We start from the raw sequence: 26,507 nt of genomic DNA, 5'->3' as shown, positions 1-26,507 counted from the left end.
GTTCAATACTGCTTGGGTTTTGAGAAAACCCTAAACTTGGCTCAGCAATCGCATGCTCAATTTAATGAGCTAAAACTCTCGAATTTACGAGTGTTACTTGCGTTGCTGATAATCAGTCGATCATCAGCCTTACATCACAAGCACCCACACGAATTGCTTGATTCAACTTGTTAAAGAGCAGTTGGTTAAGGCTTTCGTCTCAACCGAGGCGCGCATTCTACGCCAACCTCATCTTTCGTCAAGCTTTATTTTTCGAAAATTTCTTTTCTACTCAATCGCTTGGGCTTCCGAGAAGTCAAACCTCTCATCAGCGGGAGGCGCATTCTACAGCGATCAAACTCACTGTCAAGCACCTCGGCGACCTTCTTTTCAGCTCGCTGCCGGAGCAGCCAATGAAGAGCGGCAAGTGAATCATCTGCCTGATCACCACTCTCACCTTCGAATCTCTGTAAGTACTTGATTTTCAAGTTCTTTCAGCGCTTCGTCGCTGGGAGTGGTGCGCATTATAGGGAGTTTAAATTAGCCGTCAACGACTAATTTAAACTTTCTTCACTCAGCAACCAGAGAGACGCGCGCGAAGGCCTTCTTGCCAGCCTGCAGCACGTGGGTAGCACCGACCTTGAACACGAAGCTGCGATCTACTACATCGCCATCCACCCGCACGCCACCAGAAGACAGCAGGTCGCGAGCGACTGCAGAGTTCTTCACCAAGCCTGCCTTATTAAGGACAGCACCGATCGGCAGATCTTCTCCCGCCGCCACTTCCACTTCCGGCAGATCTTCCGGCAGCTCGCCTTCCTTGAGACGGTTACCGGCGGACTTGTGCGCCGAAGCAGCAGCTTCTTCGCCATGGAAGCGAGCGACGATCTCTTCAGCCAGCCTGATCTTGATGTCGCGCGGATTGGCGCCAGCCTCTACATCCTTGCGGAAACCATTGATCTCATCCATGGAGCGGAAGCTGAGCAGCTCGAAGTAACGCCACATCAAGGTATCCGGAATGGAGACCAACTTGCTGTACATGACGCCCGGCGCTTCCTGGATACCGATGTAGTTGCCCAAGGACTTGGACATCTTCTTCACGCCGTCCAGACCTTCGAGCAACGGCATGGTCAGGATGCACTGCGGCTCCTGATCGTAGGCACGTTGAAGCTCGCGCCCCATCAGCAGGTTGAACTTCTGATCGGTGCCACCGAGTTCGACGTCGGCTCGCAGCGCTACCGAGTCGTAGCCCTGGACCAGCGGATAAAGGAACTCGTGAATGGCGATGGACTGATTACTGGCATAGCGTTTGCTGAAATCATCGCGTTCCAGCATACGTGCAACGGTGTACTGGGAGGCCAGTCGAATGAAATCAGCGGGGGAAAGCTGGTCCATCCAGGTGGAATTGAAGGCCACCTCGGTCTTCGCGGGGTCCAGGATCTTGAAAACTTGAGCCTTGTACGTCTCGGCGTTGTCGAGAACCTGCTCGCGGGTGAGGGGTGGGCGGGTAACACTTTTTCCGCTCGGGTCACCGATCATCCCAGTGAAGTCACCGATCAGGAAGATCACCTGATGGCCCAGATCCTGGAACTGCCGCAGCTTATTAATAAGAACGGTATGGCCCAGGTGCAGGTCGGGGGCGGTCGGGTCGAAGCCGGCCTTGATACGCAGGGGCTGGCCGCGCTTGAGCTTTTCGATCAGCTCGGCCTCCACGAGAATTTCGTCTGCTCCGCGCTTGATCAGCGCCAGCTGCTCTTCGACCGACTTCATTGCAGGTTCCTGTACGTTGCGAATTGCGAAAGGGAACCAACGATACAAGAACAGGCACTAAAAACAAGTTTTGCCCAGCGCCAGAGGACAGGACGTCAGAAGCCCGACATCAGGGTTGCTTCAGAGGGAATTTGGTTATATTTTAGGCAGTTATTTCACATTCCAAAAACACCACTCATGCCATGACGCAATCCAATCAGAAAGCGCCGTACTACCCGAAGAGCCATCTGCTCGCCGCAAGCGGTGTAGCAGCGCTCCTCAGCCTGGCTCTGCTGGTGTTCCCCTCGGCCGAGGTCGAGGCGAAGAAGACCACGCTCAATCTCGAGCTGGAAAGCGGTACCGAGCAGATCCTTCAGGAAAAAGACGATCTTCGACCCAACGCGGTCACGGAAGACGACGGCTCTTCGCCTTTTGCACAGATCGAAGGCCAGCCGGATAACCAGAACAGCGCCGGAAAAGACGCGGAAAAGAACAACGATCTCGCCGATTCGAAGCAGCAACCCTCCCCCTCCGCTCCCGCAGAACCTGCGTGGAAGAGCGTGACCGTGGGCAAGGGCGACACTCTTTCCAACGTGTTCGCGAAGGCCGGCCTGCCGGCTAACGCCGTGCACGACATGCTTGCCGCCAACAAGGACGCCAAGCAGTTCACCCGTCTCGATGTCGGCCAGGACGTGGACTTCCTCATTGATTCCAAGGGCGAGCTGCAAGGCCTGAAGGTCAAGCGCAGCGATCTGGAGACCATCAGCCTGGCCAAGTCCGCCAAGGGCTATGACTTCAAGCGCGACCTGGTGAAACCTTCGGTCCATGCCAACTATGCCCACGGCCGCATCGACAGCTCCCTGTTCGTCGCCGGCCGCAATGCAGGGTTGTCCCACGACCTGATCATGTCGATGGCCAACGTTCTGGGCTACGACATCGATTTCGCCCAGGATATTCGCCAGGGCGACGAGTTCGACGTGATCTACGAATCGCAGCAGGTGAAGGGCAAGCAGGTCGGCACCGGCAGTATCCTGGCCGTCCGCTTCGTCAACCGCGGCAAGGAATACACCGCGGTGCGCTACACCAACAAGCAAGGCAACACCAGCTACCTGCGCGCCGACGGCAGCAGCATGCGCAAAGCGTTCATCCGCACGCCGGTGGACTTCGCGCGTATCAGCTCGCGCTTCTCGATAGGGCGTTTCCATCCGATCCTGAACAAGATTCGTGCACACAAGGGCGTGGACTACGCAGCGCCGATTGGCACCCCGATCAAGGCGACCGGCGACGGAAAGATCCTCGAAGCCGGGCGCAAGGGTGGCTACGGCAACGCCGTGGTGATTCAGCACGGCCAACGCTATCGCACCGTGTATGGCCACATGAGCCGTTTCGCCAAGGGCATTCGCTCCGGCGTTGCCGTGAAGCAAGGCCAGATCATCGGCTACGTCGGCATGACCGGCCTCGCCACTGGCCCGCACCTGCACTACGAGTTCCAGGTCAACGGCCAGCACGTCGATCCACTGAGCGCCAAGCTGCCGACAGCCGACCCGCTGACTGGTCCGGAGCGCAAGCGCTTCATGGCGCAGGCGCAACCGCTGATCGCGCGCATGGACCAGGAGAAGGCAACCTTCCTGGCCCTGAACAAGCGCTGATCGATGCCGCTCTATCTGGGAGTGATGTCCGGCACCAGTCTCGACGGACTGGACATCGCTCTGATCGAGCAAGGCGAGCAGACCACTCTGCTCGCCTCTCACTACCTCCCCATGCCTGCAGCGCTGCGCGCCGATCTCCTGGCACTCTGCTCCTGCGGCCATGACGAAATCGCCCGCTCCGCCCTCGCGGAAAACAGCTGGGTACGTCTGGTTGCACAAGGCGTCAACGAGCTCCTCGCTCGGGAGAGCCTGGGCAGCAACTCGATTCGTGCTATCGGCAGCCACGGCCAGACCATTCGCCACGAGCCGCACCTGGGCTTCACCGTGCAGATCGGCAATCCGGCATTGCTGGCCGAACTGACCGGGATCGATGTGGTGGCCGACTTCCGCCGCCGCGACGTCGCTGCCGGTGGCCAGGGTGCGCCACTCGTTCCTGCCTTCCACCAGGCATTGTTCGGCAGCGATCACCGCGAGTGCGCGATCCTCAATGTCGGCGGCTTCAGCAACGTCTCGCTGCTGAGCCCCGGACAGGCAGTCCGAGGCTTCGATTGTGGCCCGGGCAATGTGCTGCTGGATGCCTGGATTCAGCAGCAGCGCGGCGAGCCCTATGATCGTGACGGCGCCTGGGCGGCCAGCGGCAACATCGACAAGCGCTTGCTGCAGTCGATGCTGGCGGATGACTTCTTTGCCGCCAAAGGGCCGAAAAGTACTGGCCGCGAACGCTTCAACCTGGCTTGGCTCCAGGCGCTACTGGCCAACCACGGTTCGGTAAACGCCGAGGATGTACAGGCCACGCTGCTGGAGCTGACCGCCCACAGCATTGCCCATGCCCTGCTGGATGCGCAGCCGGGCTGTGAGGAAGTGGTGGTTTGCGGCGGCGGAGCCTTCAACGCAACGCTGATGCAACGCCTTGCTGCGCACATGCCTGGCGCGAGTGTCATCAGCAGCATCGAGCGCGGCGTACCACCGGAGTGGATGGAGGCGATGGCCTTTGCCTGGCTGGCTCATCGCTTCCTCGAGCGCAAGCCCGGCAATTGCCCGGAAGTGACAGCCGCCCAAGGGCCACGCATTCTCGGTGCGCTCTACCCCGCCTGAACCCGCCCGACAAACAAAAACGCCGCGCATCTGCGCGGCGTTTTCGCTTCTACAGCAATCAGATCGAGAAGGACTGGCCGCAGCCGCAGGTGGTCGCTGCGTTCGGGTTCTTGATGACGAACCGCGAACCTTCGAGGCCTTCCTGGTAGTCCACTTCCGCACCGGCGAGGTACTGGAAGCTCATCGGATCGACCACGAGGCTGACACCATCGCGCTCGACGATGGTGTCGTCGTCCGCGGTGTCTTCATCGAAGGTGAACCCGTACTGGAAGCCCGAGCAGCCACCGCCTGTGACGAACACCCGCAGCTTGAGGCGCGGATTGCCTTCTTCGTCGATCAGGTTCTTCACCTTGTTCGCAGCGCCGTGCGAGAACATCAGCGGAGTGGGGGTGAAGGTTTCGATGGTCATGGTGAAAACTCTCCCGGCCGAAGCCGTACGTTACAACATTGCGGACCATTATCCGCTTACCCCAGAAAAACGGTCAACTAATCCGACTCATCCATTGGTCCAGATCAATTGGCCGCCTTCCGGGGCAGTCTTTCCTTACGGCAGCAGCGCGACGTTGGACAGGCCCAGGTGCTCGTCGAGGCCGAACAGGATGTTCATGTTCTGGATCGCCTGGCCGGATGCGCCCTTCACCAGGTTGTCGATGACCGACAGGATCACCACCAGGTCCCCGCCCTGCGGGCGGTGCACCGCGATGCGGCAAACGTTGGCACCACGCACGCTGCGGGTTTCCGGATGGCTGCCAGCGGGCATCACGTCGACGAACGGTTCGTTGGCGTAGCGCTCTTCATACAGCTTCTGCAGGTCGACACCCCGGTCAGCGACGCGGGCGTACAGGGTCGCGTGGATCCCGCGGATCATCGGCGTCAGGTGCGGCACGAAGGTCAGGCCGACATCGCCCTTGGCTGCGCGGCGCAGGCCCTGGCTGATTTCCGGCAGGTGACGATGGCCCTTCACCGAGTAGGCCATCATGCTTTCGCCGGCTTCGCAGAACAGCGAACCCACCTTGGCGCCACGGCCGGCACCGCTGACGCCGGACTTGCAGTCGGCGATCAATTGGCTGGCGTCAGCCAGGCCGTTCTCCAGCAACGGAATGAAGCCGAGCTGGGTGGCGGTCGGGTAGCAGCCGGGGACGGCGATCAGACGTGCAGACTTGATGGCCTCACGGTTTACTTCCGGCAGGCCGTAGACAGCTTCGGGCAGCAGTTCCGGCGCGCCGTGGGGCTGGCCATACCACTTGGCCCACTCTTCGGCGTCCTGCAGACGGAAGTCCGCGGACAGGTCGATCACCCGCGTACCCGTCGCCAGCAGCTCGCCAGCCAGTGCGTGGGCCACACCGTGCGGGGTGGCGAAGAACACCACATCGCACTCGCCCAGGCGCTTCACGTCCGGCACGCTGAAGGCCAGCCCGTCATAGTGGCCTCGCAGGTTCGGGTACATATCGGCAACCTTCACGCCTTCCTCGGAGCGCGAGGTGATCACCTCGACACGCGCCTGGGGATGCTGTGCCAGCAGGCGCAACAGCTCCACGCCCGTGTAACCCGTACCACCTACGATACCAACCTTGATCATCTGCCTGTCACTCCACCATTTGGGCCAAATTCAGGGGCATCCATGATATGAGCCGCTGCCCGGACTGAACAGAGTGAAATTACCTAGGTTTGAGACCCTTTGGTCGGAGCCAGGGCTTCCTGCATCTGGCGGGCCAGCGCGTGATAGATGGGTAGCGGCGTCAGGCGCGCGGAAACGCCGCTGGCCAGCAGCGTCGCCGCCAGGATCGGAATCAGCATGTCCGGGCTGTGCGACATCTCGACGGTGATCACCGTGGCCGTCAGCGGAGTGCGCGTTACGCCGGCAAGGTAGGCCGACATTCCCAGCAGCCCGACCGCAGGAAGGCTGGCACCGGGGATCAGCGGTGCCAGCCAGGGCGCCAGGCTGGCACCGACGGTGAGTGACGGCGAGAACAGCCCGCCAGGAATCCCCGCGATGAAGGAGATCACATTGGCAATGAACTTCCACAACAGAAACTCATGCCCCACCACGGGCTGCCCCTCAAGAATAGAGCGGGTCTCCGCGTAGCCGGTGCCGAACACATGCTGCCCCGAGAGCATCCCGAGCAGCGCCAGCAGGAGACCACAGCCGGCGGCGAAGCGAATCGGCCAGCGCCCGCGCCAGCGGCTGATGAAACTCAATGGCCCCCGCCGGGTAGGCAGGACCAGCCGACAGTAGAGGCCGCCAAGCAACCCGCCGAGCAGGCCGCAGGCGACTACGGCGATCCACGCGGGCCCCAATGGCATGCTCTCGGATAGCCGGCCGAAGTAGCTGTAGCTGCCCATCAGCCCCAGCGTGACCATGCCACCCAGCAGCACCGCCGTGAGCACCAGGCCACTGAAACGCTGCTCGAAGGTACGGCTCAGCTCTTCGATAGCGAAAACCACACCACCCAGGGGCGTATTGAAGGCCGCCGCGATACCGGCAGCGCCGCCGGCAATGATCAGGCCGGACACCGTGCGCTTGTCGTAAAGGCCCAGGCGCCGACCGAAGGAGTACATCAGCGCGGCTCCAATATGCACCGTCGGCCCTTCACGCCCCGCTGAAGCGCCTACCAGCAATGCCAGCAAGGTGAGGAACAACTTGCCTGCGGCGATCGGCAGCGACAGCAAGGCATTGCGCGTTCGACTGCTGCGCATCTCCAGCGCCACGATGACTTGCGGAATGCCGCTGCCGCGGGTGTTCTTCAGCGCCCCCTGGGTCAACCACACCAGGCCGGCGAAGCCCAGGGGGCAGAGCAACCAGGGCCACCAGCGGTTGTGCGCGACCACGGCACGGAAAGTCGCGCTGGCCAGGTCTGCCAGATGGGCGAAAGCCAGCGCGACGAGGCCTACCAGGAGAGCCCCGAGCCAGAACGCCAGAGTCCGCCGCCATCGCCGCAGCAAGGGGTGTCTGGCGATTGAGCGTTTCAGGGTCTGGCGCGGCGAGACGTCGGCAGGAGGTTCGGACGGCGTGAGGTCGGACATGAGCAGCAGCCTGGCATCTTCCGGATGCCATACGGCGCGCGCGGCAATGCGCCACGGACGGGACAGGCGATAACGCCCCCTGTGTATATAGATGCGGGATGACTCCATTGCACGGCGCCACTACTATCGGCTCAACCGTGATCCGAGGAAATCCCGATGCTTTACCTGTGGTTGAAAGCCTTTCACATCATTGCCGTGGTCTGCTGGTTCGCCGGCCTTTTCTATCTTCCGCGCCTGTTCGTCTACCACGCCATGAGCGAAGACGCTGCCAGCCGCGAACGCTTCTGCATCATGGAACGCAAGCTGTACCGCGGCATCATGGGCCCGTCGATGATCCTTACCATCGTCCTCGGCGCCTGGATGCTCTACCTCAATCCGGCCTGGCTGACCCAGGGCTGGATGCACGCCAAGCTGACCCTGGTGGTGCTGCTGATCGGCTATCACCACGCCTGCGGCGCCATGCTCAAGCGCTTTGCCCGCGGCGAAAACGGCCGCAGCCACGTGTTCTACCGCTGGTTCAACGAGGTGCCGGTGCTGTTCCTGCTTGCCATCGTGATCCTGGTGGTCGTCAAACCCTTCTGACCCCGACAAGGAAACTGCCATGTCCCTGCCTGCCCTGCTCGACCGCCGCCTGCGCATTCCGCTGGTAGCGGCCCCGATGTTCCTGGTCTCCACCCCGCAACTGGTCCTGGCCTGCTGCAAAAGCGGTATCGTCGGCAGCTTCCCGGCGCTGAACCAGCGCGAGAGCAGCGGCTTCAAGGCCTGGCTGGAAGAAATCGAGGCGGGCCTCGCCGCCGATCCGCAGGCTGCCCCGTATGCGGTCAACCTGATTGTCCACAACACCAACCCGCGGCTGCAGGCCGACCTGAAACTCTGCGTCGAGCACAAGGTGCCCATCGTCATTACCAGCCTGGGCGCAGTGCGCGAGGTAGTGGACGCCGTACACAGCTATGGCGGCCTGGTATTCCATGACGTCACCACGCGCCGGCACGCCGAGAAGGCGGCAGAAGCCGGGGTCGACGGCCTGATCGCCGTTGCCGCCGGCGCCGGTGGCCACGCCGGCACCTGGAGCCCCTTCGCGCTGGTCGCCGAGATCCGCCAGTTCTTCGACAAGACCCTGCTGCTGGCCGGCTGCATCAACCATGGCCACGAGATCCTCGCCGCCCAGGTGCTGGGAGCCGACCTCGCCTACCTCGGCACCCGCTTCATCGCCACCCGCGAGAGCGCCGCCTCCGAGGACTACAAGCACATGCTGCTCGACGCTCGCGCTGCCGACATCATCCACACTCCCGCCGTCTCCGGCGTGCCGGCCAGCTTCATGCGGCAGAGCCTGGAAGCCGCCGGCTTCGACATGCAGCGGCTGAACGACAAGGGCGCGCTCAACTATGGTGAGAAGCTCAAGCCGGTGAGTGACGAGGCTAAGGCCTGGAAGACCGTGTGGTCCGCCGGCCAGGGTGTTGGCGACATCCGCGACCTGCCGGCGGTAGGCGACCTGATCGCTCGACTCGACCACGAGTACCGCCAGGCCCTCACCCGCAGCGCCGGGCTGTCCAACCAACTGCTGGTCTGAGCTGCGGCACCGCTCACGATATATCCGCCGGGGCTGCTTGTTGGCCTCCGGCTGCCCGATTACGCTGTAGCGATTCCAACATAGCCAGAAGACAAGGATGCCCCGATGGACCAATCCCGCTTCAAGATCGTGTTCGACGGCGCGCTGATGCCACAGACGCCGCTGGAGACTGCCAAGGAAAATCTCGCTCGCCTGTTCAAGAGTGATGCCTCGAAGATCGATGCGCTGTTCAGTGGCCAGCCGGTCGTGCTCAAGCGCGATCTGTCCGGCGACGAAGCCGACAAATACCTGCGCGCGCTCCATGGCGCCGGCGCCAACGCCCGCAAGGAAGCCGAAGGCATTGCCGGCTTCAGCCTGGTAGAGACCGAAGACCACCCCAGCGAAGCGACCCTGGCCGCCCGCGCGGCCGGTGAAGCGGCCAGCAGCGAGCGGATGACCTGCCCCAAGTGCGGGCATGAGCAAGCCAGCGCCATCGAATGCAGCGCCTGCGGCATCGTCATCGAGAAATACCTCGCGCGCCAGGCCGAGCTGGCAGCCAACCCGGCCCCCACCGGCGCGCCCGCGAGCCCCGCCACGGCAGCATCGCCCTACGCGCCTCCCCAGGCACAGGTCGGCGATGACCTCCCGGAGTTCGGCGAACTGAAAGTCCGCAGCCTGTCCGGCCGGATCGGACGCGTACGCTATCTCGGCTGGTCTGCCGCACTCTCCTTCATCGCCTTCGGCGCGTACCTGCTCGCCAGCCTGCTGATGGCCGTATCACTGCCCCTGGGCGTGGTGGCTATCGCGGTCGTGGTCATTGCCGCCGTGGTCTTCAGCGTGCCGATTGGCGTACAGCGCCTGCATGACCTGGGCTGGTCCGGCTGGCTCTGGCTTGCGCTGCTGGTACCCTTCGTCAACGCGGTCCTGAGCCTGCTGATGCTGTTCATGCCCGGCGAGCAGACTGCCAACCGCTTCGGCCCGCCGCCGCCGCCCAACAGCACTGGCGTCAAGGTCCTGGCCTTCTCCTGGCTGCTGTTCCCGGTGTTTGGCGGTATCCTCGCCGCCATCGCGATGCCGGCCTACCAGAGCTACGTCGAACGCGCCCAGGCGGCGCAAGCCTCGCAACACCAGCAAGGCGACGAAGCTGCCGATCCGGCGGCTACCGCGGAGCCTTCCGACGGCGACTTCAGCAGTGGCGACAGCGAAGGCGGCGACTCGGATCAGTAATGCAACAACCCGTGGCGGGCGTGGTCGAACGCCACCCCGCCACAGAGACTCCTGAATGCCTCGTTTTGCCCTCATCACCGGCGCTTCCAGCGGAATCGGCCTGGCCCTGGCCGAAGCCCTCGCCCGCCGTGGCCAGGCACTGATCCTGGTGGCGCGCCAGCGCGACGCGCTGGATAGCGCCGCTTGCGAGTTGTCCCAGCGTTTCGGGGTGGAGGTGCTGTTCCGCGTCTGCGACCTGTCCGAACCGCTGCAGATCTCCGGCCTGCTGCACGAACTGGAACAGAGCGGGCGGCACATCGAGCTGCTGGTGAATAATGCCGGGGTCGGTACCTCCGGCGCCTTCATCGACCAGGACTGGTCCCGCGAGCAGGAATTGCTGGAGCTCAACGTGCTGGCCCTGGCGCGCCTGTGCCATGGCATCGGCGCGATGATGGAGCGCAGCGGCGGCGGACGAATTCTCAACGTCGCGTCGCTGGCCAGCCTGTTGCCCGGCCCGTGGATGAGCAGCTACTACGCCAGCAAGGCATTCGTGCTGCACTTCTCCGAAGGCTTGCGCGAAGAGCTCAAAGACCGCGGCATTAAGGTTTCCGTGTTGTGCCCCGGGCCGACCCGCACCGCCTTCTACCGAAACGCCGGCATGCACCTGGGCAAGCTCGGCGACAGCAAGCGAGTAATGTCTCCTGAGGAAGTCGCCTTCCTGGCAGTGAAAGCGCTGCGCCGCGCGCCCGCCCTGATCATCCCTGGCTGGCGCAACCGTCTGTTCGCCTGTGGCGTGCGCCTGCTGCCACGCTGGGTCATGCGCAAGCTGGCTGGGCGCATCAATCGCCTGGCGCTGGCCAGCTAGCCAGGCTCAGTCCGCGCGCACCGTGCGACCGTCGGCCCACGCGCGCAGGGCCGCCAACTCCTCGGCCATCACCACCGACAGCGGCGCGGTACGGCGGATTTCCTCCAGCAGCAACGCCTGGTCCACAGACTTCTGCCGAGCCTGCGCGGCATAGAACGCGCCAACCACTGCCTGCTCGATCTCCGCGCCGGAGAATCCTTCGCTGGCAGCGGCCAGTTCATCCAGTTCGAACTGGGTCGCGTCCAGCTCTCGACGCTGCAGATGGATGCGGAAGATATCCTGGCGTACCTCGTCATCCGGCAGGTCGACGAAGAACAACTCGTCGAAACGCCCCTTGCGCACCAGCTCCGGCGGTAGCCGATCGATGGCGTTCGCGGTGGCCACCATGAACACCGGCGCCTTGCGCTCGGCCATCCAGGTCAGCAACGTGGCCAGAACGCGCTGACTGACGCCGTTGTCCTGGTCACCGGTGGCCACGCCCTTCTCGATCTCGTCCGCCCAGAGCACACAGGGCGCCATGCTGTCCGCCAGGCGCAAGGCCTCGCGCAGGTTGCGCTCGGTCTCGCCGAAGTACTTGTTGTAGAGGCTACCGAAATCCAGGCGCAGCAACGGCAAGCCCCACAGCCCGGCAACAGCCTTGGCCGCCAGGCTCTTGCCGCCGCCCTGCACACCCACCAGCAACACGCCCTTGGGCAGGTCCTTGTCCTTGCTCTCGGTAAAAGCGCTCTGCCGCTCACCCAGCCAGCGTTTGAGATTGGCCAGCCCGCCCACTTCGGCGAAACGTGCGGTGTCGTGCTCGAAACTGAGGACACCGTCGAGATTGAGCAGCTCGAACTTGGTGCGATTGAGCTCCGGCAGGTCTTCCTGGGTGATCGCGCCGTCGTTGCAGATCACACTGCGCGCCAGCAATCGGGCCTCACCGTGGGTCAGGCCGCGCAGGTTCTTCACCACCTGGCGCAGCGTGCGATTGTCCGTTCGTACCCGAGCACCCTTGTTGCGCTCGCTCCAGCGGCTTGCTTCCTCGCGCACCAGGCCGACCAGTTCGTCCTCGGAAGGCAGCGACAGCGCGAAACGCGCGGCGAAGCGCTGCACTTCGGCCGGCAGTTTCAGCGCATGGGAAACCAGCACCACCGTGGGGCGGAAATTGCCCTCGGCCATGGCGATCTCCTTGAGCAGACGCACGGCACGCGGGTTATCTGCCAGATAGGGATGCAGATCGCAGAGCACATAGAGGTTGGGCTGCGGGTCGGCCTTGATCAGCCGCAGGGCAGTTTCCGCCTCGCGGCTGTCGCCCTCGCCCTGGGCTTCGCCACCAAAACCGAGGCGCTGCAGGCCCTCGGTCGCCGACCACAGCTGCAGGTTGAGCCCACGGCGCACGGCCAGCCCGGTCAGGGTTTCCAGCACCCGGGGTTCGTCCCAGGATTCGATGACGATCAGCTTGACCCTGGAGTCCAGCACCAGGCCCAGATCATGAATATCGTTCTGCACGCTCGCTCCTTGCGTTGGCCGGCCCGGAACTGGGCGCGGCGGTCGACGGCCGCTAAACTCCTGCTCCTACCCACTATGACTGGAGGAGCACTTCGTGGACTGTCTGTTCTGCAAGATCGTCGCCGGGGAAATTCCCGCGCGCAAGCTCTATGAAGATGACCAGGTGATCGCCTTCCACGACATCGGCCCGCAAGCGCCGGTACATTTCCTGGTGATCCCGAAGAAGCACGTGTCCACCCTCAACGACCTGAGCGAAGCGGACAAGCCGCTGGCCGGGCACATCCTCTTCACCGCCCAGCGCCTGGCGAAGGAGCAGGGCTGCGACGAGGGCTTCCGCGTGGTGATGAACTGCAACGACCTCGGCGGCCAGACCGTGCACCACATCCACATGCACGTGTTGGGTCAGCGCCAGATGCACTGGCCGCCGGGCTGATCGCCGACCAGTCGACGCCAAGAAGCTGCGCGCACCTCGGCAAGACCTGTCATCCGCCATCCGGTAAACTGCCGAACGAATGTTCCTACTCGGAGGTGCGCCATGTCCGCCGACCGTCACTACTCTCCCGCCGACCGTTTCCTCCTGCAGGCCGATGCCGCACTGCGTACCCTGCTGCCGTTCAGTGGCCATCCGGGGCGTCCGTCGCCCGCCATCGTCCAGCCCGACGCCGAGCTCAGCGAGACCGATGCCCGCCATGTTGCCGGCCTGATGCGCATCAACCACACCGGCGAGGTCTGCGCCCAGGCGCTGTACCAGGGGCAGGCACTGACTGCCAAGTTGCCGAAAGTACGCAAGGCGATGGAAGAAGCGGCCGACGAAGAAGTCGATCATCTCGCCTGGTGCGAACAACGCATCCGCGAGCTGGGCAGCCGCCCGAGTGTGCTCAATCCGCTCTTCTACGGACTGTCCTTTGGTGTTGGCGCGGCCGCCGGGCTGATCAGCGACCGCGTCAGCCTGGGGTTCGTCGCCGCCACGGAAGACCAGGTGTGCAAGCATCTGGACGAACACCTGGCGGAGATCCCAGCCGCAGACCAGAAGTCCCGCGCCATCCTCGAACAAATGCGCGAAGACGAGGAGCACCACGCCACCAGCGCCATCGAGGCCGGCGGCCTGCGCTTCCCCGCGCCGGTGAAGTTCGGCATGACGCTGCTGTCCAGGGTGATGACCAAGTCCACTTACCGGATCTGATCCTCTCCGGGCCGATGAATCGGCATCGGCCCGGATATCTCTCTATCTAGCGCAGGAAAATCCCTAAGCTTTTCCCTACACCTTCCGCACAGCCCATGCTGGGAGGATGCTGCTCCGGCTGTTCACCCCAACCGGAGTTTCCATGCGCTTCACTACCTGTTTTTCCTACCTTATCGCCCCACTCTGCCTCGCCCTTTCCACCGCCCACGCCGCCGACGCCCACTGGGCATACACCGGCGACCAGGGCCCGGCGCACTGGGGTGAGCTGGGCAGCGCTCTTTGCGCCAGCGGGCACGAGCAATCACCGATCGATGTGGAAAAGTCCCGGACGCAGCCACAGAAAGTCGACGCCGCAGAACTGAAGCTGCATTACGGCAAGACATCGCTCAAGCTGATCAACAACGGCCACACCATCCAGGCCAGTGCGGCCGACGGCGACACGCTGACCTACAAGGGCACCGACTACCGCCTTGTGCAGTTCCATTTCCATACGCCCAGCGAGCATCAGTTCAACCACCAGTCCTACCCCATGGAAATGCACCTGGTGAACCAGGACAAGGACGGGCACCTGCTGGTGCTTGGCCTGATGATCAAGGAGGGCCGAGCGAACAAGGAACTGGCCAACCTGTGGAAGCACCTGCCATCCCAGGAAGGCAAGGAAGCACAACTCGCCGCGAAGTCCGCCCCCGACCTCGCCAAGCTGGTTCCCAGCGCCAGCCACCACCTGTACTACCACGGCTCGCTCACCACGCCGCCGTGCACCGAGGGTGTGCAGTGGGTGCTGTTCGAGCAACCCATCGAGATGTCGAAGCAGCAGATCGGACAATTCCACAAGCTGTTCCCGGACAACCACCGTCCGACACAGAGCGCCACCAGCCGCGAGGTCGGTGAGGACTGACTGACCGGCAATGAAAAAGGGCACCCTTGGGTGCCCTTTCTCATCCTGCGGAGAAATCAGCGCGGCATGTTGCGCGCATAGAAGATCTCCAGCATCTCGTGCCTGACACGCTCTTCCACCTGCTTGCGCTGCTCGGGCGACAGGTTGCGGGTCGCATCGCCGAACAGGTAGTTGTCCAGGTCGAACTCCTTGAGCAGCATCTTGGTGTGGAACAGGTTCTCCTGGTACACGTTCACGTCGGTCATCTGGTAGGCCTCGTACGTGTCGTCGGAGAGATAGTTCTGGATCGAGTTGATCTCGTGGTCGATGAAGTGCTTCTTCCCTTCCACGTCACGGGTAAAGCCGCGCACGCGGTAATCCACGGTGACGATATCCGAATCGAACTGGTGGATGAGGTAGTTGAGCGCTTTCAGCGGCGAGATGACGCCGCAGGTCGACACATCGATGTCCACCCGGAAGGTCGCGATGCCTTCCACCGGATGGATCTCCGGATAGGTGTGTACGGTGATATGGCTCTTGTCGAGGTGCGCCAGGATGGTTTCCGGTAGCGGCCCCGGGGATTCCTCGATCTGGCTATCGGTCGGGGTGACCGGCTGCTCGGAGATCAGGATGGTCACGCTGGCGCCTTGCGGATCGTAATCCTGACGGGCGATGTTCAGGATGTTTGCGCCAATGATGTCGACAACATCGGTGAGGATCTGCGTGAGACGTTCGGCATCGTACTCTTCGTCGATGTACTGCACGTAAGCCTGCTGGTCTTCAGGCGTCTCGGCGTAGCAGATGTCATAGATGTTGAAGCTCAAGGTCTTCGTCAGGTTGTTGAACCCGTGGAGCTTGAGTTTGCTTTTCACCGTGGGATAACTCTCATCAAATGCGGCTCTGCCGCGTGGTTGAGCATGCCCGTCAGATGCGTACGGCAGCACCTGCGTAGGACGGTTTACACCTCTTCGCGATGGCGATTGTGGTTTCTGGTTTCGGGCGGAAGGCCCTGAAAAAAGGTGGCGCATTATGCAGAGGTCAGGCGACCTCTGCCAGATTTTGCGCACCCTTGATGATGAAAGGATGAACGAGGCTGTCAGCCCAGTTCCACGATCTCGTAATCGTGGGTGATCTCTACGCCGGCGCGGCCGAGCATGATCGAGGCGGAGCAGTATTTCTCGGCCGACAGCTCGACCGCACGCTTGACCTGCGCTTCCTTCAGACCACGGCCCTTGACCACGAAATGCACGTGGATCTTGGTGAACACCCTCGGGTCTTCATCGGCACGCTCGGCCTCGAGGAAGGCCTCGCAGCTTTCCACTGGCTGACGACCCTTTTTCAGGATGCTGACCACGTCGAAGTTGGTGCAGCCACCCAGGCCGAGCAGGAGCATCTCCATGGGACGCACGCCCAGATTGCGGCCACCGGCATCCGGCGGGCCATCCATCACCACGACGTGGCCGCTGCCGGATTCGCCGAGGAACATGGCCTCGCCCGCCCACTGGATTCGCGCTTTCATTGCAAGGAACTCCGCCGGAAAAAAAGGGGCGACAGCTTATCACAGCCCTCTAGCACGCCCAGTGGGAGCGATGGCTGTTACCCAGGTCTCATTTCCACACGGCGAGTATGCATTTATCGCTTAAGCTGGCGCCGGTTTACTGGCACACTCTCAGAAATTGCCTACACGAACGTTCCAGACTTCCGATTGCTGGTAACACGTCGTCTGTTAAGCTCTTGCTGATTTACGTACACGCAAGACTGCTCAGCAAGGCAATCACGCCGCCCTGGGGATCGAGGGGGATCGCGCCAGGGATGCACGGCACCACAGCTGAACATAAAAAATCATTAGCGCCTGTAGTGCAAAGGCCACTCTTATACTTTCCGGGACTCGGGCATGGTAGCTATTACCCTCACACCCAAAATCAAGAACCTCGACAAGTTGCTCGCGCACTGTCATCGCCGCCGCTTCACCGCCAAGAGCACCATCATCTACGCCGGTGACCGCTGCGAGAGCCTGTTCTTCATCATCAAGGGGTCGGTAACCGTCCTGATCGAGGATGACGATGGCCGCGAGATGATCATCGGGTACCTCAACACTGGCGACTTCTTCGGCGAGATGGGACTCTTCGAGAAAGAAGGCAGCACCGGCCAGGAGCGCAGCGCCTGGATTCGCGCCAAGACCGAATGCGAAGTCGCCGAGATCAGCTACGCGAAGTTCCGCGAACTGAGCCAGCAGGATCCGGAGATTCTCTTCACCCTGGGCAGCCAGATGGCGGACCGCCTGCGCAAGACCACGCGCAAGGTTGGCGACCTGGCCTTCCTCGATGTCACCGGCCGCGTTGCGCGTACCCTGCTGGACCTGTGCCAGCAGCCGGACGCCATGACTCACCCGGACGGCATGCAGATCAAGATCACCCGCCAGGAGATCGGCCGCATCGTCGGCTGTTCCCGCGAGATGGTCGGCCGCGTACTAAAGAGCCTGGAAGAACAGGGTCTGGTACACGTGAAAGGCAAGACCATGGTGGTCTTCGGCACCCGCTGAAGCATCCCCAGAAAGCAAAAAAGCCGGCAATCGCCGGCTTTTTTGTTGTCCTGACTCTGTAGGAGCGAGCTTGCTCGCGAACCATTACAGGCCACTACGGCGCCTGGGCAGTTCGCGAGCGAGCTCCTACAAAGAGCTGTCAGTCCGGATCGGCGCCCAGCTTGACCTTACTGCGCTCGGGGAAGAACAGGCGCTTGAGCTCGGTGCCCGGCACCTCGGCGCGCATGAAGGCCTCGCCGACCAGGAAACCGAACACGTCGCTGACTTCCATCAGCTCGACATCGGCACGGTTGAGGATGCCGCTTTCGGTGATCACCATGCGCTCGCGCGGGATCTCCGGCAGCAGGTCCAGGGTGGTCTCCAGGCTTACCTCGAAGGTGTGCAGGTTGCGGTTGTTGATGCCGACCAGCGGGGTGTCCAGGGTCTTCAACGCACGCTCCAGCTCTGCCGCGTCGTGCACTTCCACCAGCACGTCGAGGCCGACGTCCTTGGCCACCGAGGCCAGCTCGGCCATGCGCACATCATCCAGCGCCGAGACGATCAGCAGGATGCAGTCGGCGCCGATGGCACGGGCTTCCACCACCTGGTACGGATCGATCATGAAGTCCTTGCGGATCACCGGCAGCTTGCAGGCCGCGCGGGCTTCCTTCAGGTAGGCATCGCTGCCGAGGAAGAAGTCGATGTCGGTCAGCACCGAGAGGCAGGCAGCGCCACCCTCTTCGTAGCTGCGGGCGATGTCGGCAGGGTCGAAGTTCTCGCGCAGGACACCCTTGCTCGGCGAAGCCTTCTTCACCTCGGCAATCACCGCCGGCTCGCGGCGCTTGGCACGCTCCAGCAGAGCATTGGCGAAACCACGCGGGGCATCCGCTGCACGCGCCAACTGCTCCACCTCGGCAAAGGCGACACGGGCGCGGCGTTCGGCGACTTCTTCGGCCTTTCGGGCCAGGATCTTCTGCAGAACCGTCGGCACACTCACTGTGCGTTCTCCTCTCGGTAAACGGCGGTGAAGGCCGCCAGCTCTTCCATCTTCTCCCGCGCCAGCCCGGTGTGCAGGGCGTCGTGGGCCAATTGCATGCCTTCGTGCAGGCTGGTGGCCAGGTCCGCGGCGTACAGCGCGGCGCCGGCATTGAGCACGATCAGCTCGGCGGCCTTCTGCCCGGCCTCGGTCTTGCGACGGCCAAGGGCGTCGCGGATCAGTTCCAGCGACTGCTGCGGGCTGTCCACGGTGAGGCCGATCAGGCTCTGGCTCTTGATGCCGAAGTCTTCCGGCTGCACTTCGTACTCGCTGACCACGCCGTCTTTCAATTCAGCGACGTGGGTGGGCGCGGCGAGACTGAACTCGTCCAGGCCATCGCGCGAATGCACCACCAGGATGTGTTCGCTGCCCAGGCGCTTGAGCACTTCGGCCAACGGGCGGCACAGCGCCTGGCTGAACACGCCGACCACCTGGTGCTTCACACCGGCCGGGTTGGTCAGCGGGCCGAGCATGTTGAACAGAGTACGCAGGCCCAGCTCGCGGCGCGGGCCGGCGGCGTGCTTCATGGCCTTGTGATGAACCTGGGCGAACATGAAGCCGACGCCCACGGTCTCGATGCAGCGTTTCACCTGGACCGGCTTGAGGTCCAGGTAGATGCCGGCGGCCTCCAGCAGATCGGCACTGCCGCTCTTGCCGGAAACCGCGCGGTTACCATGTTTGGCGACCTTGCCGCCGGCCGCGGCGACCACGAAGGCCGCTGCCGAGGACACGTTGAAGATGTTCGCACCGTCACCGCCGGTGCCAACCACATCGACCACGTGCTTGAGGCTGTCCAGCTCGACCTGGTCGGCCAGCTCGCGCATCACCGCCACGGCGCCGACGATCTCGTCGATGGTCTCGCTCTTCATGCGCATGCCCATGAGGAAGGCGCCGATCTGCGCGTCGGTGCACTGCCCGGTCATGATCTCGCGCATGACGTCCTGCATTTCCTCGGTGGACAGGTCCAGCTGGTTGACCACCCGGTTGAGGGCTTCCTTGATATTCATGCGCGCACCCCGCCGGTCTGCTTGAGGAAGTTGGCCAGCATCTCGTGGCCCTGCTCCGAGAGGATCGACTCGGGGTGGAACTGCACGCCTTCGACGTTCAGCGTCTTGTGGCGCAGGCCCATGATCTCGTCGACCGAGCCGTCTTCCAGCGCCGTCCAGGCGGTGATTTCCAGGCAGTCGGGCAGCGTCTCGCGCTTGACCACCAGGGAGTGATAGCGGGTCTGCGTCAGCGGGTTGTTCAGGCCGGCGAATACACCCTGGTCCTTGTGGAACACCGGGCTGACCTTGCCATGCATGACCTGGCGGGCGCGCACCACGTCGCCGCCGAAGGCCTGGCCGATGGACTGGTGCCCCAGGCACACGCCCAGCAGCGGCAGCTTGCCGGCAAAGCGCTCGATGACTTGCAGGGATACGCCCGCTTCGTTAGGCGTGCACGGGCCGGGAGAGAGGACGATACGCTCGGGGTTGAGCGCGGCGATCTCGTCGACGCTCAGTTCGTCATTGCGAATGACGTGGATGTCGGCCTTCAACTCGGCGAAGTACTGCACCAGGTTGTAGGTAAAGGAATCGTAGTTATCGATCATCAGCAGCATGTCTGCTCGAACCTCATGATTGCACTGCTTTCGGATCGCGCCATCGTCGACACCCGTTGCGGCCTCGTAGGCTGCGCGAATCTGGCAATTATGCCAGCGGATGAGAGAAATGGACGCGTAAGAAGAGACCGGCGCTATGCCGGGAAAGAAGGAATCAGGCGCGCCAGCGCCAACGGGCGAATGCCTTGAGGAGGGAGGTGATGATGCGGCTGCGGTGGATCACGGTTGCGGTCTCGCCTAGCGATGGCCGAACAGTAGCCCAAGGCCGGGCGCCAGCGCAATACGCTGGGCGCCCTTGCCGACGAAGGTAGGAAGGTTCAGCGGCACGCATCCAGCGCGGCACGCAAACGGATTTCGTAGGCGAGATGCTGCTGCCGCTCGGCCAGCAGCGCGCGCACTTTGCTTTGCAGATCGTCCGCCGGGCGCAACTCGGCGGTGGCAAAGCGAGGCGTTTCGACGGCCGGCGCGCGACACGGAACCGCCACCGGAATACGCACCTCCAGCGGTACCGGAGCGGTGGAAGTGCAGCCCGCCAGGAGCAGCACGGAGAGCCCCCACAGCGGCTTCATGGCAACAACGCCCGGTCGAGCAACTGACGAACCACCGCACACTCCTCGCCGTCACTGCGCTCCAGCAGCAACCGGCTGGCAGCCGCTTCATGGCTCTGCGCCTGCTCGCGGGCCAAGGTCAGCGCGCGCTCGGCGGAGTCCGCCCGCTGGCGGGCAGCCTGTTCCAACGCCTCGACCTGAAGGTTCTGCAGCGCCAGCTTCGACTCCAGCGCCTTGCCGGCGTCGCTGCAACGCGCCTGCTGCAAACGCAGGCTCTCCAGCTGACCGCCATAAAAGCGCGCGCTCAGCCAGCCGCCAAACACGCCGCCCAGCAGAAAGCCGGTCATGCCCAGCACCAGCCAGAAACGGTTCATCCCAGCACCGCCTGCGCCCGCCGCCAAAGCTGCACACGCTCCTCGAGGCCATTCAACCCACCATTGATGCGCCGGGTGATGTCTTCGAAGCGTGCCGCATCGGCCAGTTCATTGAGCCCGTTGCACTGCCACCACCACGCCGCAGTGCGGCACGCCCAGCGCGGCTCCGCCAGCAGCTGCGGGCGGGCCACAAAGGGTTGCGCCAGCCCTTCACCGACGGAGCGGTAGTTGCTCCTCCCGGTCACCTGCAGCAGGCCGCGACCGCGAAAGCGCCAACCATCACCGGAGGCTTCATCGCCATTGCCGTTGCGCCCGGCGTAGACAAGATTGGCGATGCGTTCCGGCTGGTACGCCACCTCCCGCGCCAGCGCCGTGGGCGAGCCATCGGCACTGCGAAAGCGTCGCGGCCAGACAGCGGCCAGACGCTGAGCGCTGTAGGCCAGGCTTTCCACGCTGCGGGTCAACTGCGCACTCTCGTGGCCGATCTGCGCGATGAAGACGGCAGCACGCGGCGCCGTGTCGATGGCGAAATCACGCATCGCCGCTTCCAGCACCGGCAGAAAAACGCCCGCGACGGGGCGGGCGTTGGGCAGGATCAGCAGGAGCTGACGTTCATCGATGAGCATGTCAACCGCCCTCCCCGGCCTTGCCCTTGCCTCGCGCCCCGCCGTTGCACTGCAGCGAGGTAGTCCAACCGCCGGCAGAAAAATGCTGGGTGACCGAGTCAATCAGGTAGCTCCCGTCGAGCCCAGGCTTGAAGCCCTGCAGATCGATGGTCAGTTCGGCGAACAGGTCGGCGCGACCGGGCATGTCCAACTGTACCTCGGCGCTGTTGCGGTTGAACTCGGCCAACCGGGCCGCGGCGACGCGGCGAGCCGCTGCTTCATCCGGCTGCAGGTGCCGGTCGCAATGCTCGGCCGTCACCTGCGAAGGCGCGTCAGGGTTGCTCACGCGCACCTGCTTCTGCACACCGTCGGCACCGCGGTAGGGCACCTTCACCGCTGCCACCACCTTGCGGTCGTCCAGGGTGAAGCGGAACGAACCGACGTCCCCGCGCCGCAGCAGCGGGATCTCCAGCGCCTGCCCGGTGGCGCTGCGACCGGACTGACGCGGCTGCACCAGCAGGCTGTTGTTGGCCAGCTTCGCGGTGCAGTCATACTGCCGCGCCAGCCGGGTGATGAAGTTGAAGTCCGACTCGCGGATCTGGTCAATGCGCGCAATCAGCGTGTCGACGTTGCACGCCGCGCGCCAGCCGTTGCGCGCGGCGATGTCGGCCACCACGTTGGCCAGACTCGCGCCCTCCCAGCTGTCGCTGCGCGCAGCCTTGCCCTGGCCGCGCATGTCGCCACTCTTGCCCTTGATCACCAGGTTGTCCGGCATGCCGCTGTAGGTCAGCGTATCCACTACGTAGCGGCCCATGCGCGTGAGCGGTGCGCCGTCGTAGCCGAGGAACACCTCCAGCGCGGCGCCGCGGCGTGGCAGAGTGACGGCGCCATCGCGGTCATCAATGGTGATCTGGAAGGTGTCCGACTCCAGGCCGGGCTTGTCGGTAAGTTGCAGCTCGATCAGCCGCTCACTGACCAGCGGGGTGATGTCCGCGCCGTCGGCACTGATGCGAAAGGCAGGTTTCATAAGCCACCCTGAATGAAAAGGCCCTGCCGAAGCAGGGCCTGGTTGCTGAAGCGCACGCTGCTGGTCAGTCCCACAAACGCACGCTCTGGTTAGCCGGCGCGAGCAGTTCCGGCAGGCGGATGATTACCCCGTTGCGCAACGGCTGAGCCTCGTCGGCCAATCCGGGATTGGCATCCAGCACGGCTTCCAGACAGCCGTTGAGGTGCCCGTAGCGCTGGTAGCAGAGGCGGTCCAGCAGGTCGCCGTCAGCGCTTCTGACTATCGTCGTCGCCATAGCGGGTGAACTCCAGGTCGAGGGTTTGCTGACGCGGCACGCCATTGGCAAACAGCGCCTCCTGCGTCTCGCTGATCTTGGTCAGGCACCAGTTGCCCAGGTCGTCGCCGCGACCGGTGCCGAGATGGACCGGCTCACTCAGCGCGGCGATGTCGCGCAGCATCCGCGGCTGGTTCCAGCCGACCCGCTGCGCGGTGTCGCCGGCACGGATGAACAGCGGCATGACCACGCCATTGAGCGTGAGCGTTTCCGGGCCCAGGCCGACGCTCTGCTGCGCGCTGCGCCGGCCAAGCCGTGCCTGGTCCTTCCAGGCATAGCTGCTGGTACGGGTCAGGCGCTGGAAGCCGGTGGTGTCGACGTTGAAGTAGTAAGTCTGCTCGGTCGACTTCAACGGGGTCATGATCAGCAGGTGCTGCGGGACCTTGCACATCTGCTCGGAGGGATCGAGCCTGGGCGCCAGCACCGAGCTGGGCAGGATGTCCTTCAGGCGTGGATCGATCTTGCCCAGCACCTTGTTTACCGCCTGGCCGGCGTTATTGATCTCTTCCCCCAGCTTCCCCACGCGCTCGTTGACCTCGGCCGCCACCTGCCGGGTCTTGTCGAGGTTCTTCTGCAGCTTTTCCTGCTCGGCCTGGGCTTGCTTCACCACGTTCTGCAGCTTGCCCTGGGCGCGGACGATGCCATCAGTGGCGCGCTTGAGCTTCGCTGCCGCTGCGGGAGTGACACCGGGCAGGCCTTCGAGCGCAGCGACGCCACTGCGAATATGCAGCAACGCCTTGTCCACCGGCGCGGCAACCTGCTCCAGGTCACGCCGGGCGGCCGTGGCAGCACCGGCAATCATCCCGAGGCCGGTATTGAACTGTTCCAGATAGGTCATGGGGCCTCCTTACATGACGACGGTGTCGAACAGCGCATTGCGCTGCCGTTCCTGCTGAGCCTCGGCGATCAGCCGGCGCATCGCCGGGATCAGTTCGTCCAGCAACTGCTGCGGATTGACGATATTGCCCGCCACGTTGATGCTCACCTGCGGCGAGAAGGTCCAGTTGGGCGGAGCAGCAACAACGGCCGGCGGAGCTGCCGGCGGCGCGGCGAGCGATGGCGCTTTCGCTGCCTCGTCCGATGGGCCGAACAGCGCGCCGACCCTGCCACCTATCCATTCGCCGACGGTCGCGCCGATGGCGCCGCCCACCAGCGTCCCCACGACGGGAATCGGAATCAGCGTGCCTAGTGCAGCACCTGCTGCCGCGCCAATGGCCGAGCCTCCGGCCTTGCCGTAGCCGACGGCCTTCTGCCCGGGCGACTGGTCACTGGCATAGACCGAGGCAACATCGGCGATCGCCAACGCGGCATTGACCGGCCCGAAACGTCGCAAGCCCGCTCCAGCTTTCCGTACCAATCCGCCCGCCGCCCTCCCGATGCCGGAAGCACCCACGCGGCGTGCCAGGCCTGCGCCACGACGCACGATGCCACCAGCAGCGCGACCGACACGCGAAGAGCGCACGGCTTGTGCCGCCCGGCCGAGCCATCCGGAGGCGGCTCCGACGGCGCGTCCCAGGGTGGACCGGGCGCGCTGGAAGATACCGCCACGCGCCGCATTGCCCGAGCCGCCGGTTTTCGATTTTCCGCCGCCTTTGCCTTTGCCCTTGCCCTTGCCTTTCGGCCTGCCCTCGAGGAGACCGTCGCACACGCAGGCCGGCCAGTTGGTGACGAAGACATCTTGGACATCGCGCTTGCCCCAGTTCCAGGGCATTGCATCATTGGCGTCCTCGACGAATTTCTTTGCGTCGATCAGGGACTTCAGCGCCAGCAGACCACCTCCGACAAACTCCAGGGCACCTTGATGGCTGAGCATGGCATCGCCAATTCCCAGCATGGCGCCGGAAATCTTCTGCTCGCTGGCTTCCAGTTGCCCCAGCGGCGAGTCACGGCGTTTCTCCACGCCTTGCTGAAGCAGATCGACAGGCGCGGCTGCCAGGGACTGCCTGGACTGCAACAATGCCTCGCTCTTCTGCGCGTCCCCTGGCCGGACCGACGCCAGGCTGCCGAGCAGATCACGGCTGAACAACTCGACCGACGGGGCTTCCTGCTGGCCACGCCACGCCACTGCACTCAGCGCACGCTCCAGATCGACAGCATTGTTGATGCCACCTTTCTGCTGCAGGGCGCTGATCAGTTGTGCTGTCGTTTGCGTCGACACGCCCTGTCCCTGGGCGAACCTGGCCGCCACTGGCAACATCGCGTCCATATCGCGGAGCGGCACCTTGCTCTTGACCATGGCCTGTGCCAGATCCAGCACCTTGTCGTGCGGCATCGCGGCTTCATCAGCCACCTTCATCACCCGCTTGCCCAATGCCGCCTCGGCGACCGGGTCGTAGGGTTGTCCTGCCGCTTCGCGCACCTGCATCAGGCGCCCACGAAACGCGAGGCTCGCGCTCAGGGCGTATCGCGCAACATCACCGACAGAATTCAGCTCGGACAACGACTTGGTCGCCGTTTCCATCCGCTGCCAGTCGTTCGCCGGTGTGCTCGCCGGTGGCGGCGCACTCACCGTGATCTTCGGCAGCCGAATTTCCGCCGGCCGCATCACCAGCAGATCGATGATCCGCCGCAGCGCCAGCCGGGTTTCACCTGCATTGCGCTCACTGGCGCGATGACGGATATCCTGGTTGTCCTGAACGGCATCGATGCCCTCCACCAACGTGCGCAGCGGCAGACTCGCATCCAGCTTTCCAACGAGGCTCCCCAGGCGCATGGCAGAGTCTGCGATCACCCGACCGAGCGTACTGCCCACCCCGACGACAGCCGCCACCAGCACGTCCGGCTTTTCACTCATTTCCATTTCATTCGCCCTCTGACGACATTCGCCACTTCGACGACAAGGGAGCGCCGGTCACCCGACGCTCCTTGAGAGCGAACTAGCCCGCCTCGTCCCCGAGCCACCAACGCAGGTCGCTCAGGGTCATGCGTTCCAGTTCGCCGGCCGTGAAGCCCGACTCAGTCGCCAGTCGCCGCGCCAACTGGCGCATCAACGCGAAGCTCATCGCCGTCGTCTCGCACCAGGCGAAAGTAGGCGTGCTGCAGCCGCTGGTAGTCACTGAGTTTCAGCCCCTCCAGGTCCTGGCGGCTGACCTGCAGCAGCGAGGCAAACAGTTGCAGTTCGCGCTCCTCATCATCACTGGCCACCTTGCTGGCCAGACGGATGTCGCGCACGGTCGGCGCACGCAGGGTCAGGGTGTCGACATCGATGCCGTTGCAGGAGGTCGGGCGCGACAGTTGCACCAACGCCGCGTCCTCGGACAGGCTCAACCACGCGGGCTGTTTGACGGAGTCTTGCATCACGGCTCTCCTCAGACGCCCAGGTCGTTACGCATGGCAGCGAGCTGGTCGACACCGTCGATCTTGCGCACCGAGTTGGCCGGGTCGATCTCGAACATCTCGCGGCCTTCGACCTCCAGCTTGTAGTAGGAGACCGCCACGCTGTAGGTGCAGGCGGCCAGGTCGCCGGCCTTCCAGTCGCCCGGGTTGATTTCCTTGAGCAGGCCGCGAACGGTGGCGACCACCGGCACGCTGCCGCCCTTCTGAGTCTTGAAGGAGCCACGGAAGGTGCCGTTGAAGGCGCCCTGGTCGCTCAGGCCGAAGAACTTCATGGCCTCGCGGCGTGCACCGTTGGTGGTGAATTTGGCTTCCATGGCCTCCAGGCCGACGTCGAGCAGGACCGGAGCGTCCATGCCGCCGGCACGGTACTCCTGGGTCTTCACCTTGAGGGTCGGCAGGGTCAGGGAGGGCACGTCACCGGCAAAGCTGACGCCGTCGACGAAGAGGTTGGTGTTGGTGAGGATCTGCGGAATCATCTGGGGT

Annotated in this window: 29 protein-coding genes; 10 read left to right on the top strand and 19 right to left on the bottom strand. The window is 63.7% G+C overall.

All coding sequences use genetic code 11. The features are described 5' to 3' along the window. Positions 1-549 precede the first annotated feature (549 nt). Positions 550-1,749: a tyrosine--tRNA ligase gene (tyrS, locus tag L6D89_RS23920; protein WP_236201397.1), complete on the bottom strand. Its 1,200-nt coding sequence runs from the start codon at positions 1,747-1,749 to the stop codon at positions 550-552. A gap of 182 nt (positions 1,750-1,931) precedes the next feature. On the opposite strand from tyrS, the gene L6D89_RS23915 reads away from it, so the two are divergent. Together L6D89_RS23915 and L6D89_RS23910 are read left to right on the top strand one after the other, a co-directional pair. Then, complete coding sequence (locus tag L6D89_RS23915) at positions 1,932-3,377, top strand: peptidoglycan DD-metalloendopeptidase family protein (RefSeq protein ID WP_236201396.1); 1,446 nt, start codon at positions 1,932-1,934, stop codon at positions 3,375-3,377. A 3-nt stretch (positions 3,378-3,380) separates the two neighbouring features. Then, the gene (locus L6D89_RS23910) at positions 3,381-4,472 is read left to right on the top strand and encodes an anhydro-N-acetylmuramic acid kinase (RefSeq protein WP_236172587.1); all 1,092 of its coding nucleotides are present in this window, start codon (positions 3,381-3,383) and stop codon (positions 4,470-4,472) included. Between the two features lie 58 nt (positions 4,473-4,530). Here the strand turns inward: L6D89_RS23910 and erpA are convergent, their stop codons facing one another. The 3 genes from erpA to L6D89_RS23895 form a co-directional block, all read right to left on the bottom strand. Continuing rightward, the gene (erpA, locus tag L6D89_RS23905; protein ID WP_236172588.1) at positions 4,531-4,881 is read right to left on the bottom strand and encodes an iron-sulfur cluster insertion protein ErpA; all 351 of its coding nucleotides are present in this window, start codon (positions 4,879-4,881) and stop codon (positions 4,531-4,533) included. Between the two features lie 135 nt (positions 4,882-5,016). Then, positions 5,017-6,051: an N-acetyl-gamma-glutamyl-phosphate reductase gene (argC, locus tag L6D89_RS23900; protein ID WP_045212607.1), complete on the bottom strand. Its 1,035-nt coding sequence runs from the start codon at positions 6,049-6,051 to the stop codon at positions 5,017-5,019. Positions 6,052-6,134: 83 nt separating this feature from the next. Further along, complete coding sequence (locus L6D89_RS23895) at positions 6,135-7,496, bottom strand: chloride channel protein (protein ID WP_236201395.1); 1,362 nt, start codon at positions 7,494-7,496, stop codon at positions 6,135-6,137. 156 nt (positions 7,497-7,652) lie between these two features. On the opposite strand from L6D89_RS23895, the gene hemJ reads away from it, so the two are divergent. From hemJ to L6D89_RS23875, 4 genes are all read left to right on the top strand, one after another. After that, positions 7,653-8,078, top strand: a complete 426-nt coding sequence (gene hemJ / locus L6D89_RS23890) for a protoporphyrinogen oxidase HemJ (RefSeq protein ID WP_236172590.1) — start codon at positions 7,653-7,655, stop codon at positions 8,076-8,078. A gap of 19 nt (positions 8,079-8,097) precedes the next feature. After that, positions 8,098-9,066, top strand: a complete 969-nt coding sequence (locus L6D89_RS23885) for an NAD(P)H-dependent flavin oxidoreductase (RefSeq protein ID WP_236201394.1) — start codon at positions 8,098-8,100, stop codon at positions 9,064-9,066. Positions 9,067-9,171: 105 nt separating this feature from the next. After that, positions 9,172-10,272 (top strand): DUF805 domain-containing protein, encoded by a 1,101-nt coding sequence (locus L6D89_RS23880; RefSeq protein ID WP_236201393.1) that lies wholly within the window; start codon positions 9,172-9,174, stop codon positions 10,270-10,272. Positions 10,273-10,327: 55 nt separating this feature from the next. Beyond that, positions 10,328-11,116 carry an SDR family NAD(P)-dependent oxidoreductase gene (locus L6D89_RS23875; RefSeq protein ID WP_236201392.1) on the top strand — a complete coding sequence of 263 codons (789 nt, stop codon included), beginning with the start codon at positions 10,328-10,330 and terminating at the stop codon, positions 11,114-11,116. Between the two features lie 6 nt (positions 11,117-11,122). Here the strand turns inward: L6D89_RS23875 and L6D89_RS23870 are convergent, their stop codons facing one another. Continuing rightward, positions 11,123-12,604, bottom strand: a complete 1,482-nt coding sequence (locus L6D89_RS23870) for an AAA family ATPase (protein WP_236201391.1) — start codon at positions 12,602-12,604, stop codon at positions 11,123-11,125. Positions 12,605-12,698: 94 nt separating this feature from the next. On the opposite strand from L6D89_RS23870, the gene L6D89_RS23865 reads away from it, so the two are divergent. From L6D89_RS23865 to L6D89_RS23855, 3 genes are all read left to right on the top strand, one after another. Continuing rightward, entirely contained in the window at positions 12,699-13,037 is a 339-nt protein-coding gene (locus L6D89_RS23865; RefSeq protein WP_138525632.1) for a histidine triad nucleotide-binding protein, read from the top strand. Positions 13,038-13,139: 102 nt separating this feature from the next. Next, positions 13,140-13,787: a 2-polyprenyl-3-methyl-6-methoxy-1,4-benzoquinone monooxygenase gene (coq7, locus tag L6D89_RS23860; protein ID WP_236172595.1), complete on the top strand. Its 648-nt coding sequence runs from the start codon at positions 13,140-13,142 to the stop codon at positions 13,785-13,787. Between the two features lie 142 nt (positions 13,788-13,929). Next, a complete protein-coding gene (locus L6D89_RS23855; RefSeq protein WP_236172596.1) occupies positions 13,930-14,685 on the top strand; it encodes a carbonic anhydrase in 756 nt (251 codons plus the stop codon). Positions 14,686-14,741: 56 nt separating this feature from the next. Here L6D89_RS23855 and speD read toward each other — a convergent pair whose 3' ends face one another. After that, positions 14,742-15,536 carry an adenosylmethionine decarboxylase gene (speD, locus tag L6D89_RS23850; RefSeq protein WP_138525630.1) on the bottom strand — a complete coding sequence of 265 codons (795 nt, stop codon included), beginning with the start codon at positions 15,534-15,536 and terminating at the stop codon, positions 14,742-14,744. Between the two features lie 224 nt (positions 15,537-15,760). After that, positions 15,761-16,183 (bottom strand): OsmC family protein, encoded by a 423-nt coding sequence (locus L6D89_RS23845; protein ID WP_236201390.1) that lies wholly within the window; start codon positions 16,181-16,183, stop codon positions 15,761-15,763. 375 nt (positions 16,184-16,558) lie between these two features. Here L6D89_RS23845 and crp point away from each other — a divergent pair, with 375 nt between their 5' ends. Continuing rightward, the gene (gene crp / locus L6D89_RS23840) at positions 16,559-17,206 is read left to right on the top strand and encodes a cAMP-activated global transcriptional regulator CRP (RefSeq protein WP_024763566.1); all 648 of its coding nucleotides are present in this window, start codon (positions 16,559-16,561) and stop codon (positions 17,204-17,206) included. A 139-nt stretch (positions 17,207-17,345) separates the two neighbouring features. On the opposite strand, the gene trpC is transcribed toward crp, so the two are convergent. The 12 genes from trpC to L6D89_RS23780 form a co-directional block, all read right to left on the bottom strand. Further along, the gene (gene trpC, locus L6D89_RS23835; protein WP_236201389.1) at positions 17,346-18,182 is read right to left on the bottom strand and encodes an indole-3-glycerol phosphate synthase TrpC; all 837 of its coding nucleotides are present in this window, start codon (positions 18,180-18,182) and stop codon (positions 17,346-17,348) included. Further along, positions 18,179-19,228, bottom strand: coding sequence for an anthranilate phosphoribosyltransferase (gene trpD / locus L6D89_RS23830; protein WP_236201388.1), 1,050 nt, complete (start codon positions 19,226-19,228; stop codon positions 18,179-18,181). The genes trpC and trpD overlap by 4 nt, the downstream gene beginning before the upstream one ends. Continuing rightward, positions 19,225-19,821 carry an aminodeoxychorismate/anthranilate synthase component II gene (locus tag L6D89_RS23825; RefSeq protein ID WP_236172600.1) on the bottom strand — a complete coding sequence of 199 codons (597 nt, stop codon included), beginning with the start codon at positions 19,819-19,821 and terminating at the stop codon, positions 19,225-19,227. The genes trpD and L6D89_RS23825 overlap by 4 nt, the downstream gene beginning before the upstream one ends. Positions 19,822-20,138: 317 nt before the next feature. Then, positions 20,139-20,390, bottom strand: coding sequence for a hypothetical protein (locus L6D89_RS23820; protein ID WP_236172601.1), 252 nt, complete (start codon positions 20,388-20,390; stop codon positions 20,139-20,141). Further along, entirely contained in the window at positions 20,387-20,743 is a 357-nt protein-coding gene (locus L6D89_RS23815) for a hypothetical protein (RefSeq protein ID WP_236201387.1), read from the bottom strand. The genes L6D89_RS23820 and L6D89_RS23815 overlap by 4 nt, the downstream gene beginning before the upstream one ends. Continuing rightward, positions 20,740-21,369 carry a glycoside hydrolase family 19 protein gene (locus L6D89_RS23810; protein WP_236201386.1) on the bottom strand — a complete coding sequence of 210 codons (630 nt, stop codon included), beginning with the start codon at positions 21,367-21,369 and terminating at the stop codon, positions 20,740-20,742. Before L6D89_RS23810 ends, L6D89_RS23815 begins: the two co-directional genes overlap by 4 nt. Before the next feature lies 1 nt (position 21,370). After that, complete coding sequence (locus L6D89_RS23805) at positions 21,371-22,375, bottom strand: phage late control D family protein (RefSeq protein WP_236201385.1); 1,005 nt, start codon at positions 22,373-22,375, stop codon at positions 21,371-21,373. A gap of 64 nt (positions 22,376-22,439) precedes the next feature. Next, entirely contained in the window at positions 22,440-22,649 is a 210-nt protein-coding gene (locus L6D89_RS23800; RefSeq protein WP_236201384.1) for a tail protein X, read from the bottom strand. Beyond that, positions 22,621-23,526: a phage tail protein gene (locus tag L6D89_RS23795; protein WP_236201383.1), complete on the bottom strand. Its 906-nt coding sequence runs from the start codon at positions 23,524-23,526 to the stop codon at positions 22,621-22,623. Before L6D89_RS23795 ends, L6D89_RS23800 begins: the two co-directional genes overlap by 29 nt. 9 nt (positions 23,527-23,535) lie before the next feature. Continuing rightward, positions 23,536-25,482: a glycine zipper domain-containing protein gene (locus L6D89_RS23790; RefSeq protein WP_236201382.1), complete on the bottom strand. Its 1,947-nt coding sequence runs from the start codon at positions 25,480-25,482 to the stop codon at positions 23,536-23,538. A gap of 161 nt (positions 25,483-25,643) precedes the next feature. Then, positions 25,644-25,985, bottom strand: coding sequence for a phage tail assembly protein (locus L6D89_RS23785; RefSeq protein WP_236201381.1), 342 nt, complete (start codon positions 25,983-25,985; stop codon positions 25,644-25,646). Between the two features lie 11 nt (positions 25,986-25,996). Continuing rightward, a complete protein-coding gene (locus L6D89_RS23780) occupies positions 25,997-26,500 on the bottom strand; it encodes a phage major tail tube protein (RefSeq protein WP_236201380.1) in 504 nt (167 codons plus the stop codon). Positions 26,501-26,507: the final 7 nt, after the last annotated feature.

The organism is Pseudomonas pseudonitroreducens (assembly GCF_021603645.1).
Lineage (GTDB): Bacteria > Pseudomonadota > Gammaproteobacteria > Pseudomonadales > Pseudomonadaceae > Pseudomonas > Pseudomonas pseudonitroreducens.
Note: the sequence above shows the minus strand (reverse complement) of the source record. Positions and strands in the feature narration are given on the sequence as shown.